Source organism: uncultured Mucilaginibacter sp., assembly GCF_903913935.1.
GTDB lineage: Bacteria > Bacteroidota > Bacteroidia > Sphingobacteriales > Sphingobacteriaceae > Mucilaginibacter.
Genome location: NZ_CAIWNH010000229.1, coordinates 1 through 15,069, shown reverse-complemented (window position 1 = coordinate 15,069; position 15,069 = coordinate 1). Strand labels below are relative to the sequence as shown.

The following is a 15,069-nucleotide window of genomic DNA, read 5'->3' as shown; positions in this document are numbered from 1 at the left end:
GGTGGAGGAGTCGGTGTTAAAATAATAGTCCAGGTCGGGCATACCTAACCCGGTTTGGTCAAAATGGGCAACGTTCATTTTGCTGTTACGGTCGTCAGGTGAAACATAAAACCCAAATAAAAAGCCATCGCCATCATTAAACGTATCAGCCGATAGATTTACCAGGTCCTTGTAGTTTTTAACGCCGCTTATTTTTGCCAGTAAAGGTTTTGCGGGTCCGTAGCCCAATTTGTCCATGGCGGCGGTGTCCATGCCGCTCAGATACAGATCGCCAACCTTTTGTTCCTTGCTGCCCTTATCATTATTCTGTTTGGAAACTTCTTCCAAAATATCATGCAATTGCTTTTTATTGTCAACGGTCATGGTGTACATACCACCCCAACCGGTTTCTGACGGCGGTATTTTGGTGCTTTTTATCCACTTGCCGTTTACATACATAAAAAAATTATCAGCAGGGTTCACCGTGGTATCCATTCCCGATTTATCAAAAAATACGGTTTGTTGCTGATCTGATTTGTTTTTGCAGGCTGTTGCCATCAGCGTAACGGCAGCAATTAACCCCCATCTGGTTGATTTCATTTTTAAATTTTTTATTAAAGATAGATTTAAACCTATCATTTTCAAATCTTCAAATCAAGCCATTTTTAAATTCCCCAATCTGCACATCCGCACATCTGCATATTTGCACATCAACCCCCTAACCTGTTAATATTCAATAAAATGTTAACAAATAAATCACATGTTATTGACGTTTATATAAAAGTATATCGCTTATTTTTATAGACCTAAAAAAGGTCACTCATAAATTAACCTTAAATTTTTTTATATGACCTGGAGAAAATTTAGCGGCGAGATCATTCAAGCGCCCATTATCGAAGAGGTTGAAAAGGCCATAGAACGGGAAGCCGACCTCGGCAACAAGCTTAAAGTATGTATCGGAACAGATTCGCAGGTGAAAGGTAACGTAACCGATTTTGCCACCGTGATTGTTTTTTTGCGCGAGCAAAAAGGAGGGTTCATGTTCATCCAGCAGGAGCGGACCTCGCAAAAAATGAGTATTAAGGAACGGATGCTCACCGAAGTGCAAAAATCCATCGACATCGCCTACAAACTCTGCGACCTGCTTGACCTGTATGATGTTGACCTTGAAGTGCATGCCGACATTAACACCAACCCGATGTTTAAATCGAACCAGGCTTTACACGAAGCGATGGGTTACATTTTAAGCATGGGCTTTGTGTTTAAGGCCAAGCCGGAGGCTTTTGCCAGTTCCTATTGCGCTAACAAAATAGTGCAGTAATTTGGAGTGATGTTTTTGACATAAATCATCATGCGGGAGGGCTTTGTCCTTTCCGGAGTGGTTTTCTCCCCCTTATTTCCCGGAAATTTATGCCGGTTGAATACTTACCTCTCAAAATTTTTCCTAATTTACCCCCTGCTAATGCAAAAGCATGGATAAAATAATTATTAGAAAAGCAGTTCACGGCGACCTGGAAACTTTATTTGAATTTGAACAGGGCATTGTTACTACCGAACGGCCTTTTGACAGCACTTTAAAAGAAGGTTTGATTCACTATTACGACCTGGAGGCGATGATCGGCGCGGGGGATGTGGAGTTATTGGTGGCGGAATGTAATGGCGAACTTGCCGGTAGCGGTTATGCCCGGATTGAAGACGTTAAGGACTACCTTAAACACCCGCAGCACGCCTACCTGGGTTTTATGTATGTAAAGCCGGAATTCAGAGGGAGGGGCGTAAACCAAATGATCATCGGGGCATTGAAAGAATGGTGCAGGGAGCGAAATATAACCGAAATGCGCCTGGAAGTTTATGACGATAATACAGGGGCCATCAAAGCCTATGAAAAAGCAGGTTTTAAAAAATTGTTGGTGTGGATGCGGTTGGGGCTGGATAGTTAATGTGTTATTATTAAAACTACCAGCTCTATTTTCCCGTACTTTGCTTTGTGAAAACATACCATCTAAAAACAGAACAAGCCATCCCTATAAGCCTTGAAGAAGCCTGGGATTTTTTTTCCTCACCGCTCAACCTGGCGAAAATTACCCCCGACGGGATGCAATTTAAGATAACGTCTGATTATACCCCCGAAACAAAAATGTATGCGGGGATGCTCATCAGTTATATCATTTCGCCTTTTTTAGGTTTAAAAATGAACTGGATGACAGAAATTACCCATGTAAAGGACGGTGAATATTTTGTTGACGAACAGCGTTTCGGCCCCTACGCACTATGGCACCACCAGCATCATTTTAAAGTGATAGAGGGTGGTGTTTTAATGACGGACATCCTGGATTATGCCATCCCTTACGGCGCCGTCGGCAGGCTTGCCAATGCTATTTTGGTTGAAAAACAGGTAAAGCAAATTTTTGATTACAGGGTAGGGGCAATAGAGCGGTTGTTTGGGAAGTTTTGAGCGGAAAGGTGAAAGACCAAAGCAAAAAGCTATAATGCTTTACGCTTTGAGCTTTCTGCTTTAAGCTAAACTACCGATAATCCAGCCTGTAAATAAATGCAAGCGATACGGTAGTACCAACACCGGTATTGCGGCCCGTCAAGAATTGGCCGCCGCTTAAAAATACCGAGATCTCGTGGGTAAAGGAGTGTCCGTAACTTAATGAGGCCTGCAGGAAATTAAAGTCTTTGTTTGTTCCGGGAACTGCGGAATTGAAACTTTTATCGTTGCTCCAGGAGTTAATGCCGCTAACGGTTAACGAAACCTGGTTCATAAACTCTTCATCGAGCGAAATGCCGTAGGTAGCATTATACCTGTTTTGGATAGGGCCATTGGTGCCAAAATACTGGCGTACACCATCCGCTGCATTAAAATAAGTACTCAGATCGCCCAAATGGCCCGAACCGGAAAATGCCAGCTTTAACTCACCGCCTTCTTCGCCATAGCCAAGGGCAGCGTTTTTGGTGTACATGGGGGTGATAGCTGTACCTTGCAGCGAGAAGTAGTAAATAAAATCAATATTGGCCAGGTAATACCTGATGCCGGTTTCCAGGTCAGCCAGGCCTGAACTGCTTGAGCCGGATGCATTGTTTTGTGTGAAATTATTATAAACAAATGGCAGGCTTACCACAGCGGCAAAACGCCTGCTAATACCATATTCGCCATATAAAGTGGCGCCGATAGAGGTGTATTTCCCGCCATTGGGGAATGGCTTTTTAACGCCGGTGGAGTCCCACTGCGAACTGGCAAAAAAGTAGCTCACCGAAGGCGATATCAATAACCTTCCCGGGCGTACAGGAAATCCTCCGTCGGCAAAAGTTTTACTTTGAAAGCTAAGGGTAAGAATGAAAACGAATAATAAAGTTTTTGTAAAGCTTTTTAACAGGCCCATTGATTTTAATTTAATTTTAAAACAGTGCAAAAGTATCCCGCATCCAACGGCCCTCGTACACTACATATTTTCTCCCAATCTCGTGTCCAAGGTCCCTGAAAACGATCAGGTGCCTCGGTGCCCGGATGCCATTATAAAGCGTGTATACGGTATTCGGCGGTGCTATGTTATCAACCATGCCCATACCAACTAAAGTGGGGCATTCAATGTCAGTCGCGAAATTTTTAGCATCATAATAATCAAGGTTATCAAGCACTTTGTCCATTGTTAAACCAGGCCGGGTATTTACATACTTCCTGATATCAATAAACGGCCAGTCAACCTCGTTAACCAAATTGCGTATGTCGCTTAAAATAGGATTCGCAGCCGAACAGAAGTTTATACGTTTATCTACTCCGGAAGTTGCAATCGCCAGAAATCCGCCGAGGCTGCCGCCAGCGGCAATAATGTTATCGTGTCTTAGTTCCGGCCTGCTGTAAATAAAATCGACTGCACGCACACAATCCATTATCGCGCCCCGCAAAATATATTTACGCTTATCCTCTAAGTTAAGCACGATATAATCTTCACGCCTCACATTGATCACATCGCGGCTATAGCCCGAACCGCGGATATTTAAAGTGAAGATCGCAACATCCGGGTCGTTACCAACCATTGGTCCCAGGGTTACCTGGTAACCCGGCAAGCCCAGTAAAACCGCAAATTTTTTCTTTTTGTTGTTGTTGATCGGCTCAGTTAAAAATCCGCGAACGACCATGCCGTCGATGGATTTCATCTCAACTTCAAACACACGGCGCTTATCATTTTTTGCCGTATCCGGTATTTCTGTAACCTTATACTCGGGTTTTACTTTGTCCAGTTCAAGCCTCGCATCGTGCCAGAAAGATTCAAAGTCCGCGGGCTTGCTATATTGCGAGCTGATCAGTTCGGGCTTTATGCCGAATGCCTTACGCAGCGTATCATTATAATCGGCCACATCAACCATGAAATTAATTTTGTAAAAGCCAGGTTTTAATCCAGCCACATCAAAATCATAACTCCCTGAACCATGTCCGGCTATTTTAACTTTTACCGAATCAGACTTTACCTTTTTACCTGCTTCTGTTGTTACAATGTATGAAACCTTACCGGCCTCGGTGTTTTTGAAAGTGCTGTTTACCTGGAAAGTATAGGAAGCTGTTGAACTAAAAATGCCATCTTTACTGTGTGTGATCACCGTATCTGTCATCGCACCGGAATTTTCACTCTCCTGTGCACAAGCCTGCTGCATGCCGCCGAGCATGAAAAGACAGCAGATTATAGCCGAAGTTATTTTAGAAACTTGTATCATATTAACGTATCTGTTAAGCCATTTATATAATAATTTAAAACGCCGGAATTTTTAATTAACGATATTCCGCGATGTTTTTAACTATTTGCTATGGCTATTTCCGTGCCGGAATTTATTCAAACTATATAATTAATAACGAGTTTGGACACTTCACGGTTCTTTCCGGTTAAAGTTTTGCTTTTTTAGTGAATATACGGGTTATAACTTATTAACTTTTTAACAATGTGAATTTTAAGGGATCCTGAATTTTTCGCGCAGCCAAACGTTTTGAAACATAAAATATTCCATGTTTACTTCATGTGTGGAGTTTGGTACACAAATATACTCCTTACTGTTACTGCTGATATGATTAAAAAGCGCCATGCTGCAGCGTGGCGGGCAAAACTGGTCCAACAGGCCGATGCCCATTAAAACCGGGCATTTTACCATTGGTGCAAAATTTTGCGGATCATAATAATCAAAAGTGCTAAAAAATTTATCCCAGGTAAAGCCCGGGTGAATATCATTGTATCTCCTGAATACTTTAAAAGGGAAAACCTGTTTATCATACGATGCCGAAATATTCATGTTATCATGTATGTCGGCATATAGCGGTACCTGCATCGTTAAAAGTTTAACCCGTTTATCCAGCGCGGCGGTGATCAGGGCAAGCGCGCCGCCCTGGCTGCCGCCCTCAACAAAGATCTTAGAAGTATCGATGCCCAGATTTTCATGAGAACATAGAAAGTCAAGGCCGCGGATACAATCCATATAAACCCCGCGGTAAATGTATTTATCCCTGTTCTCCACGTTTACCAGGCAATAGTTATCAGTGCCGATATTGATCACATCCTTGCTGTTGCCATTCCCCCTTACGTTGATATCAAAAGCGATAAAATCATCACTATCCATATTGGGGTTAAGGCTAACCACGTAACCGGGTACGCGGTAATGCACCGGGAATTTTTTGCCGTCGCGGGGGATCACCAGCCATCCGCGGATCACAAGGTCGTCAAAGGAATGCATCTCTACCGAGTAAACTTTCTTGCGGTCGGTCGACAGGTCTTCGCGTTCCAAAACCCTGTACCTTGGTGCAACTTTTTCAAGCTGCACGCGCGATTGTTTCCAGAAAGCCTCAAAATCAGCAGGTTTATGTAATTGCGAACGGATCTCCTGCGGGTTTACACCAAATACTTTTCTTACCGTGTCATCATAATCGGGCGTGTTTACCATAAAATTAATGCGGTAAAAGCCTGCCGGCTTTGGTAGCATCTTTACCAAAATTTCTTTTGATGAATTGCCGCGTATGGCCAGGTGGACAGAATCAAGCCTTACTTTTTTGCCTTCGTCACTGGTTAACAGGTACGAGATTTTCCCTTGCTTATAGCTGTTGGTATTGTTGGTTATCTTTAAACGGTAAACAATCTCTTCGTTTTTTTTGAAAATGCCGTTATCGCTTTTTGGTGTAGGTCTTAAAACGATATCGCCGGTTTCCTGCGTTTTCGGCGGTTCCGGAAATTCCTGTTGCTGCTGCTGGAAGGCGCTGGCCCTTGATACGCCGGCGATGAGCATGGCGGCGACCAGGAAAAACAAACAGCAAAATCTTTTCATAATTATAATTTAAAAATGGTTACTACCGAACCGCCATAACCCAAACCGGTATTTATCCCGTAAGGAACATAATAACCGCCGAGGAACATCGAAAACCGGCGTGAAAACTGGTGGCCGAAATTGAGCTGTGGTTTCACAAAAAGCATAATTTCTTTCGGCATTATAATTAATATTAAAAGTAGTATTTGAACTGAACGACCTGAAAACTGAAACATCAAGGCTCACCTGGTTGTGCCAGCTGATGGGTATGCCTACGGTGGCCAAAAAGCTCAGCTGGTCGGGCCCTTGCACATCAAAGTACCTGCGGTAAGCTACTTCCGTATTAAAGTAACCCTTATCAGCTATAAAGCCTGGCAGGTTGCCGCAATACATCAATTTTATTTCGGTACCGCTATTTCCCAGTCCCAATGCTGAATTACCGTTTGCCGGCACCGTATAAAGCGGGATAATACCAGATACCTGCACTGACAGAAACCTTACATATTTAAAATTAATAAGGTTGTAGCTCAGGCCGGCTACCATATCGCCGGCGCCCTGGCTGATTATGGAATTGCCCTGGCCCAGGTTATTTACCTGGTACAAATAGGGTACGCTAATGATTACGTCGAGGCGGCGGCTGATGCCGTAGCCCACATAAAGATTAGCCGAAAAAGAGCTGAAACGTGCGCCAGGCGCGCCTTTTACATAGTTACCATGAACATCAAAATGATCAGTTTGCGAATAGTAGCTGAATGAAGGCACCACCAGGTTACGGTATTTACCTATGGGGAAGCCGGCAAATGTTTTATATGGGAATATAAAAAGCATCAGCAGGCAAAAAGCAAAAGGAAATATACGCCTTGTTTTCATTAATTCTCAAATAGGTGTTAACCTGCAATCACTTAATCTGCTATCCCTTTTGGCCTTGGTTTGTACTTCACCAAAAAGTCGGATTTGCGGATGTAATGATTTAAAGGTTCTTCGATAAGCTTAAATAGTGTTACCGAAACGGCGTTTAATACGATGAAAACGTAAATAAGGTTTAGCCAATCGTATTCAAAGGGCGAATGCCAGTCGACGCCCCATTTGTCATACAAGGTAAATGTGTAATCGTTTAAGTGGTTAAAACCGCCACTGATGAGTGTGTAAATCCACCCTAAATGAACGAGATAAAAGATGTAGGAGCTTTTTCCGAGCAGCTCAATAAATGGCAGCTGCAGGAATTTTTTAAATAAGGTGGCCTCAGTAAGGATGCCGTAAAAGAATAGCGCAACAGCTATACACAGGAAATAGTTATTGGTGATAATGCCTATTGGCGTCTCTAACCCGGCCGGCCAGGGCTTAATTACAGGTTGAAACGCCATAACCAATACGCAAACAAATATTAGCACAAAGCCGGTGTAGGTAAAGTTAATTTTGCGGGTGCGCGTAAAACCGTTTTTGAGCACGTAGCGGGCCAGTTGCACGCCAACAAAAAACTCGAAACAGCGCCCAAAAAAGGTGTAAAGCATTACAAAAGTGAAGTTGCCAAAAAAGCCGTGGAAGTTAATATGGCGAAAGATGAGTACCATGGTGATGGCAAACAGCGTGATAACTACCGGCTGGATATGAAATTTATGGTATTTTTTGGCGATAAGGAAAATAATAGGCGCCGAAAAGTAAAAGCATTCTTCCACCGTTAACGACCAGCCCTGTGCTATCCCTGTATTCCAGAACTGGTAGAAAAAGCCGCGCAAAAAAGTAATATTTAAAAAGAACAGGGCAACAGGGTTGCCGCTGCCCTTGGTAATGCTTTGGTCCCTGGTAATAAAATAATAACCAAACGCTGCAATGGTAAGCAGCGCATACATGGGGTAAATACGGGCTACCCTGTTTTTTAAGTATTGCTTAAACCAGTCCCTGGTGAGATGGAAATTTTTATAATAACGGAACGTGATCAAAAATCCTGATAAAACAAAAAAAATACTTACCCCGATATGGAACTCGCCCAAAAAGCGCTGGATGATATGGGGAAAATTTTCATCAAATTTATACGCGAAGTGGGATATAAATACCAGGTACGCCGCCATGGCGCGAACCCCTGTGAGTGCCGGGATATAATTTTGTTGTAACCTTTGAGACAAAACAGCTTTAATTATAATTAATTCCTAAGATAGATTTTTCCGCGGATGTTTACGTAAAAATACAGGTTAGGTTGTCTGAACTCGAATTTATAGAATTAACGAATTGCCCGAATTTTTTAAAATCACCTTTGCCTTTATTCTAATTCCATAAATTCTTAAATTCTATAAATTCGAGTTCAGACCATATTTCGATCCCTGCACCACGCCCCTGGTTAATATTTGCTGGTCAATATAATATTGAATTTCCGATTTTTTCAGTTTCCAGTTAGGGGCGATCAGCAAGTCCAGATCACTTAAACCAAATAGGCGCTGGATAACCACATCCGGGCGCACCAGCGGCAATAATTCACAAATAAAGTCAGCATATTCTTCCAGGCTGAATAACTTAAATGGTTCGCGTTTATATTTTACGCCCATTACCGAGCCTTCAACAATATGCAGGTGATGGAATTTGACAAATTGGATCTGCGGGAAACGGTTGATCTCGTCCGCGTAGCGCAGCATCATCTCCTTAGTTTCCCATGGAAAGCCGAAAACAGTATGAACACAGGTTAAAAGTTTGGTGTTCTCCAGGAGTTTTAAAGCTTTAACCAGGTCCTCATGCGTGCAGCCGCGGTTGATTTGCCCCAGTGTATCATTGTAAATACTTTCCATGCCCATTTCGATATCGACATCAAAACGGTCAGTATAGCTTTCCAGCAGGGCCACTTTTTCAGCGTCGATACAATCAGGGCGGGTGCCGACAGACAGTCCCACAATATCTTCCGTATGATAACTCAGGGCTTCGTCATACAGCATTTTTAAATAATGCGTGGGGGCGTAAGTATTGGTATTGGGTTGAAAATAGATGATGAATTTATCGGCTTTATTGCCTTTACGGGCACGCTCCACCCCCTGGATCACCTGTTCGCGTACAGAAGGGTTGTTGCGGGACACCGATGGGGTAAACGAATCAACATTACAATAAGTGCAACCGCCATAACCTTTTGAGCCATCGCGGTTGGGGCAGGTAAAACCGCCATCCACAATAACCTTAAAAACCCGCTGGCCTTTATATTTTTCTTTTAGCCAGGCACCGTAGTTATTGTACCCCTTATAGCTCTGTAGTGTTTTTGCGTCTTCAACCTGCATGTACCGCAAAGATAGTAATAATTGACAACACCGGTTTTTTCACAGCCTTAGCAGCGCATAATCAACTTACGCATTGCATTAATGCGCCTTTATCTTCATATCAAAGTGCCCAACGGTTGAATAGCCGGTAGGCCGTTCGTTAAAGGCGGAGTACAATATATAATTATTGTTCTCATCCAAAGCGGGAAACATTTTGCCGACGGCTTTTCTGATTTCGATGTTTTCTTTTTTAACGGCACTTGTATCCTTCAGCGGAAAATGCGTCATATAATAGATCATCGGGTACGATCCTTCATCACTTTCATCGTTATAAACACGAAGGATCATCGGGCCGGTGGATACCTGGCGCAGGATGAGCGGGTAGTGGTAGGTTTCATTTACTTTATCCCGCACTTTGTTATAAAACGGGGCAGCGTCCACCTCATCGGGGTATTGAAAGTATTCGTTCGGTTTAAAACAATCTATCGCCAGCGATATGTTGTTGAGCGAAGCCTGGTACTCTTTTTTTTCATATTGGTCTTTTGCCAGAGCAAACAGTTCGGGCGCGGTTTTTCCGTTCATGGTATAACGTTGCACATCCATTTTGATGATTTTCCAGCCGTAATCAAATTTTCCGAAAATAAGGCTCACCATGTATTTATTGTCGGATGTTTTTGGCGTAAAAAACGCAAAATACATTTCAGTCGTTTTATAAGGATATTTCAACCCGTAACGGGTTATTTCAGGGCCTTTTGCAAGGATAGTATCATCGCCCATGCTTTTATTTACTACATAAAATTCGTCCATCAGCGTATAATCGTGGGCCTTCAATTCAATGCTGATCTGCTCCACTGTTCGCTCATTATTAGCCGCGATCATATCTTTTGATAAAAAGGGTACCAGGCCTTTGGGATCATTGGCTTTAAGGTATTTGAGCGCGCCATTATTAAGCGTGTGGAAATCATCACGTTTGCCGGAACTGATCTTGTCGTTTTTCCAGGAACCGGGAACTAGTACGCAGGACTGGAAAGCTAAAAATAGCCCAAGAGCTGCTGCGATTTTAAATTGAGTAAGGTAAAAAGGTTTCATATATTTATGGCACTAATATAAAACATAATCTTAAATAGCAGCATTGCTCAAATAAATAAGGGTGAAAAATTTAGGATTATTTTATATTTGACATCATTAACAATCGGTTCCTTATCGCGTATGAAAAAAGCTATACTTTGTTTATTATTCTTCCTGCCACTCTTTTCCATTGCACAAAATAAAGATCCTTTTTTTGACAAAGGCGTCGAGTTGTACAGCAACAATGACTTTGATGGTGCAATGACTTATTTTAACAAAGAAATAGCATTGAATCCGAATAATTTGGAAGCCTATAATTACCGGGGCATTATCAAAATACAACAGGGAGATTTTAAGGGTGCCATCGATGAGTTTTCTAAAATAATCGCTGTCAACCCCAATATCGACCTTCCCTACGCTAACCGCGCATATGCCAGGATGAGCACAAACGACAATAAAGGCGCGATAGAAGATTGTGACCATGCCATCGCCTTAAACCCTAAAAGCACCATAGCATATACCAATAGGGGCAATGCAAAGAACAGGGTGGGTGATTATAATGGTGCCATGGCCGATTTTAACAAATTAATTGAAATTAACCCCAATGATGCTACAGCCTATGTTAACCGGGGTAATTCAAAAAATGGCCTGGCTGATTTTAAAGGAGGGCTTGAGGACCTGAATAAAGCAATCCAGCTTGACGATAAACAGCCCGAAGCTTATATTGATCGCGGCATTTCAAAAAGCAGGCTTAAAGACCCCTACGGTGCAATGGATGATTTTGGCAAAGCAATCGCTTTAAATCCTAAAATGGGCGCTTCGTACCTTTATCGCGGCCTTGCACGGGCTGAACTCAATAATTATAATGAAGCCCTCGCTGATTTTAACGAAGCAATAAATCTGAGCCCCAAAAATGCGGAGGCCTTTCAAAAAAGGGGTTTCGTAAATTTGAAACTGGGTAATTTCGGCGCCGCCGGTGCCGACTTATCAGAGGCAATTATTCTCAACCCGGATAATGCAGAGGCTTACTTTGACCGCGCTGAAGTGAAAATGAAAATGGATGACAACAGCGGGGCGACAGCCGATTTGAATAAAGCCATAAGTTTAAACGTTGATTTTGCCGAAGCCTACCACGACAGGGGCAGCATTAAATTAGCGTCAATTGATTATGCCGGGGCGCTTGAGGACCTTAACCACGCCATCCGTATAGACCCGCAGGTGGCATCGGCTTTTTACAGCAGGGCGTTAACCAGGGCGGCCTTGCACCAAAATCCTGAAGCTGTAGCTGACTTTGGCAGAGCAATTGCGCTTGATCCGGGGTACAGTGAAGCCTATTATTACCGTGCGGCTTTATATTTGGAATTGAACAATCCTGCTGCCGCATTGCCTGACTTGAATAAGGCTATAGATGGCAATATCAACGTGCCTTATGCCTATTACATGCGGGGTTATGTAAATGTGTTTGTTAAAAACACCACAGGCGCGATAGCGGATTTTTCAAAAGCGATTGAGTTAAACCCGTCAAACAGCGGCGCCTACCTTGAGCGGGGAAAGCTTTATTATACGCTTAATAATAAAGTAGCGGCCAAAGCAGACTGGACGAAGGCCGCCGCGCTTGGCGACAGGATGGCCGCTTTGTATTTGAAAATTCCGCCACAGAAACATAGGGCATCAACTGCTGACCCCGCTAGTAGTTGGAAGGTTTGGAAGAAATAAGAATCGGGAGCCAGGAGCAAGAAACAAAATAGAAGAATTAATTTATACCTGTAAGGAGCAGTAGGGAGGCATCGTTCATCGCCTTCCCTGAAACAACAGCTAGCGCCCATGAACAAATAATAGTTTATGCAAGGTTTATTTAATTAATTTTGCAGTCAACTAATTATTGCCTGCATGGAAAGCATCGCCCCGTATCATTCAACCTATAAGATCCGTTTTGTAACCGCCGCATCGCTGTTTGACGGGCATGATGCTACCATCAACATCATGCGCAGGATCCTGCAATCCTCCGGCGCTGAAGTGATTCATTTGGGGCATAACCGCTCTGTGGAGGAAGTAGTTAACTGCGCCATCCAGGAAGATGTACAGGGCATAGCGCTCACCAGCTACCAAGGCGGGCACCTGGAGTATTTTAAATACATGCATGATTTGCTTAAGGAACGCGGCGCGGGCCATATCAAAATATTCGGCGGCGGCGGTGGCGTGTTTTTGCCGCACGAGATAAAAGAACTGCAGGCCTATGGCATCACCAGGATCTATTCGCCGGATGATGGCCGCAAAATGGGTTTGCAGGGCATGATCAATGATATGCTGCAGCAATGCGATTTTCAGCATAAAATAAAACTCAACGGCGAGTTAAAACACCTGCCAGAAAAAGATATCAAATCCATCGCTACCGCGATCAGCATCGTAGAAAATTATCCTAAAGAAGCGGATAATTTTTTATCAGAAGTACATAAACTCATCAGCACCAATCACACGCCTGTATTGGGTATTACCGGCACCGGCGGATCAGGCAAATCATCACTTGTGGATGAGATCGTCCGCAGGTTTTTGATGGAGACCGATAAAACACTGGCCATTATCTCTGTCGATCCCTCCAAACGTAAAACAGGAGGAGCGTTGCTTGGCGACAGGATCAGGATGAACGCCATCAATAGCCCCAGGGTGTACATGCGTTCGCTGGCTACCCGGCAGGCAAACCTTGCACTCTCCAAACATGTGCAGGAGAGTATCGATATCTGCAAGGCAGCCGGTTATGATTTTATCATTGTGGAAACATCGGGCATCGGACAATCAGATACGATGATCACGGATTACTGCGACCTGTCGCTTTACGTAATGACCCCCGAATTTGGCGCGGCGACCCAGCTGGAAAAGATCGACATGCTTGATTTTGCCGACATGGTAGCCCTTAATAAATTCGACAAACGCGGCGCGCTGGATGCCATCCGCGACGTGCGCAAACAATATAAACGCAACCATCATTTGTTTGATGCGAAAGACGAGGACATCCCGGTTTATGGCACCATGGCTTCGCAGTTCAATGACCCCGGGATGAATACCCTGTTTGAGGCATTAATGAAAGCTATTAAAGTAAAAACCGGGGCCGATTTTATCGATGCAAAACACATCGCCCATTTACACACCGGCGAATCGGAAAAGATCTACATCATCCCGCCTGACAGGAACCGCTATTTAGCTGAAATTGTGGAAAGCAGCGTGGAATATAAACGCTGGGTGAATGAGCAATGCAAAATTGCACAGCAATTGTACCAGGTGCATGGAACAATAGAACTGGTGGGCGCACAAAATTTTGCGCCCGCCACCGAGAAACAAACAGGGGCGCAAGATTTTGCGCCCCTACGGGACATCCAAAAACATCTCGAAGACCACCTTCACCCGGAATGCAAACGCCTGTTAAAACAATGGCCCGAAACCATTAAACAATATACCGCCGAGAATTTTATTTATAAGGTTAGGGATAAAGAGATCAAACAGCCGCTGTATTATACCTCGCTGTCGCAATTGCAGATCCCCAAAATCGCTTTGCCGAAATATGAGGCATGGGGCGATATTTTGCGCTGGCTCCTCACCGAAAATTTGCCCGGAGAATTCCCGTACACTGCAGGCGTATTCCCGTTAAAACGCGAGGGGGAGGACCCAACCCGCATGTTTGCCGGAGAAGGCGGCCCCGAACGTACTAATAAACGTTTTCATTATGTATCGCTTGGGCAACCTGCGCACAGGTTATCTACTGCCTTTGATTCGGTTACCTTATATGGCGAGGACCCGCATACCCGCCCTGATATTTACGGCAAAATAGGCAACTCAGGCGTGAGCATCGCTACTTTGGATGATGCCAAAAAGCTATATTCCGGGTTTGACCTTTGCAGTGCCTCGACGTCTGTATCCATGACGATAAATGGCCCTGCGCCTATGCTCCTTGGCTTTTTTATGAATGCAGCCATCGACCAGCAATGCGAAAAATATATCAAAGAGCACCAGTTGGAGTATCTGGTGGAGGCAAAGTTTAAGGAGTTGTATGATGATAAAAACTTATCCCGTCCGCATTACGATGGCGACCTGCCCGCTGGTAACGAGGGATTAGGATTATCAATTTTAGGCCTCACCGGCGACCAGATTTTACCTGCTGATATATACGAAAAAATTAAAGCCAAAGCCATAGCCACTGTTCGCGGTACGGTGCAGGCGGATATTTTAAAAGAGGACCAGGCGCAGAATACCTGTATCTTCTCGACCGAATTCGCGTTGCGGATGATGGGCGATATCCAGCAATACTTCATCGACCAGAAGGTGCGTAATTTTTATTCGGTTTCCATCTCCGGTTACCATATTGCCGAGGCCGGGGCCAACCCCATTACTCAACTGGCATTTACGCTGTCAAATGGCTTTACTTATGTAGAGTACTATTTGAGCCGGGGGATGCATATTGATGATTTCGCGCCAAACCTATCGTTCTTTTTCTCCAACGGTATTGATCCGG

General features: G+C 43.8%; 12 protein-coding genes and 1 pseudogene. 5 read left to right on the top strand and 8 right to left on the bottom strand.

Annotated elements, in window-relative coordinates:
• A pseudogene (locus QZY09_RS08860) lies at positions 1-579 on the bottom strand (M13 family peptidase); the annotation flags it as partial.
• 247 nt (positions 580-826) lie between these two features.
• Here QZY09_RS08860 and QZY09_RS08855 point away from each other — a divergent pair.
• The 3 genes from QZY09_RS08855 to QZY09_RS08845 all read left to right on the top strand — a co-directional run bounded on the left by QZY09_RS08855 (position 827) and on the right by QZY09_RS08845 (position 2,434).
• Complete coding sequence (locus QZY09_RS08855; protein WP_295671215.1) at positions 827-1,300, top strand: ribonuclease H-like YkuK family protein; 474 nt, start codon at positions 827-829, stop codon at positions 1,298-1,300.
• Between the two features lie 151 nt (positions 1,301-1,451).
• Positions 1,452-1,919, top strand: coding sequence for a GNAT family N-acetyltransferase (locus QZY09_RS08850; protein ID WP_295671211.1), 468 nt, complete (start codon positions 1,452-1,454; stop codon positions 1,917-1,919).
• Between the two features lie 47 nt (positions 1,920-1,966).
• The gene (locus QZY09_RS08845) at positions 1,967-2,434 is read left to right on the top strand and encodes an SRPBCC family protein (protein WP_295671208.1); all 468 of its coding nucleotides are present in this window, start codon (positions 1,967-1,969) and stop codon (positions 2,432-2,434) included.
• A 70-nt stretch (positions 2,435-2,504) separates the two neighbouring features.
• Here QZY09_RS08845 and QZY09_RS08840 read toward each other — a convergent pair whose 3' ends face one another.
• The 7 genes from QZY09_RS08840 to QZY09_RS08810 form a co-directional block, all read right to left on the bottom strand.
• A complete protein-coding gene (locus QZY09_RS08840) occupies positions 2,505-3,365 on the bottom strand; it encodes a hypothetical protein (RefSeq protein WP_295671205.1) in 861 nt (286 codons plus the stop codon).
• Positions 3,366-3,381: 16 nt separating this feature from the next.
• Entirely contained in the window at positions 3,382-4,695 is a 1,314-nt protein-coding gene (locus tag QZY09_RS08835; protein ID WP_295671202.1) for an acetylxylan esterase, read from the bottom strand.
• Positions 4,696-4,926: 231 nt separating this feature from the next.
• A complete protein-coding gene (locus tag QZY09_RS08830) occupies positions 4,927-6,285 on the bottom strand; it encodes an acetylxylan esterase (protein ID WP_295671200.1) in 1,359 nt (452 codons plus the stop codon).
• A gap of 9 nt (positions 6,286-6,294) precedes the next feature.
• A complete protein-coding gene (locus QZY09_RS08825) occupies positions 6,295-7,134 on the bottom strand; it encodes a hypothetical protein (RefSeq protein ID WP_295671195.1) in 840 nt (279 codons plus the stop codon).
• A 32-nt stretch (positions 7,135-7,166) separates the two neighbouring features.
• Positions 7,167-8,387: an acyltransferase gene (locus QZY09_RS08820; protein WP_295671193.1), complete on the bottom strand. Its 1,221-nt coding sequence runs from the start codon at positions 8,385-8,387 to the stop codon at positions 7,167-7,169.
• Positions 8,388-8,549: 162 nt separating this feature from the next.
• Entirely contained in the window at positions 8,550-9,518 is a 969-nt protein-coding gene (locus QZY09_RS08815; protein WP_295671190.1) for a TIGR01212 family radical SAM protein, read from the bottom strand.
• A 78-nt stretch (positions 9,519-9,596) separates the two neighbouring features.
• A complete protein-coding gene (locus QZY09_RS08810; protein WP_295671188.1) occupies positions 9,597-10,586 on the bottom strand; it encodes a hypothetical protein in 990 nt (329 codons plus the stop codon).
• Between the two features lie 120 nt (positions 10,587-10,706).
• Here QZY09_RS08810 and QZY09_RS08805 point away from each other — a divergent pair, with 120 nt between their 5' ends.
• Positions 10,707-12,281 (top strand): tetratricopeptide repeat protein, encoded by a 1,575-nt coding sequence (locus tag QZY09_RS08805; RefSeq protein WP_295671186.1) that lies wholly within the window; start codon positions 10,707-10,709, stop codon positions 12,279-12,281.
• A 174-nt stretch (positions 12,282-12,455) separates the two neighbouring features.
• Positions 12,456-15,069, top strand: a 2,614-nt coding sequence (locus QZY09_RS08800; protein WP_295671183.1) for a methylmalonyl-CoA mutase family protein, incomplete at its 3' end; no start/stop codon positions are given.

Coding starts and splice junctions, on each gene's coding strand:
- QZY09_RS08855 (WP_295671215.1), top strand. CDS start 827: ATGACCTGGAGAAAATTTAGCGGCGAGATCATTCAAGCGCCCATTATC.
- QZY09_RS08850 (WP_295671211.1), top strand. CDS start 1,452: ATGGATAAAATAATTATTAGAAAAGCAGTTCACGGCGACCTGGAAACT.
- QZY09_RS08840 (WP_295671205.1), bottom strand. CDS start 3,365: ATGGGCCTGTTAAAAAGCTTTACAAAAACTTTATTATTCGTTTTCATT.
- QZY09_RS08835 (WP_295671202.1), bottom strand. CDS start 4,695: ATGATACAAGTTTCTAAAATAACTTCGGCTATAATCTGCTGTCTTTTC.
- QZY09_RS08830 (WP_295671200.1), bottom strand. CDS start 6,285: ATGAAAAGATTTTGCTGTTTGTTTTTCCTGGTCGCCGCCATGCTCATC.
- QZY09_RS08825 (WP_295671195.1), bottom strand. CDS start 7,134: ATGAAAACAAGGCGTATATTTCCTTTTGCTTTTTGCCTGCTGATGCTT.
- QZY09_RS08815 (WP_295671190.1), bottom strand. CDS start 9,518: ATGCAGGTTGAAGACGCAAAAACACTACAGAGCTATAAGGGGTACAAT.
- QZY09_RS08810 (WP_295671188.1), bottom strand. CDS start 10,586: ATGAAACCTTTTTACCTTACTCAATTTAAAATCGCAGCAGCTCTTGGG.
- QZY09_RS08805 (WP_295671186.1), top strand. CDS start 10,707: ATGAAAAAAGCTATACTTTGTTTATTATTCTTCCTGCCACTCTTTTCC.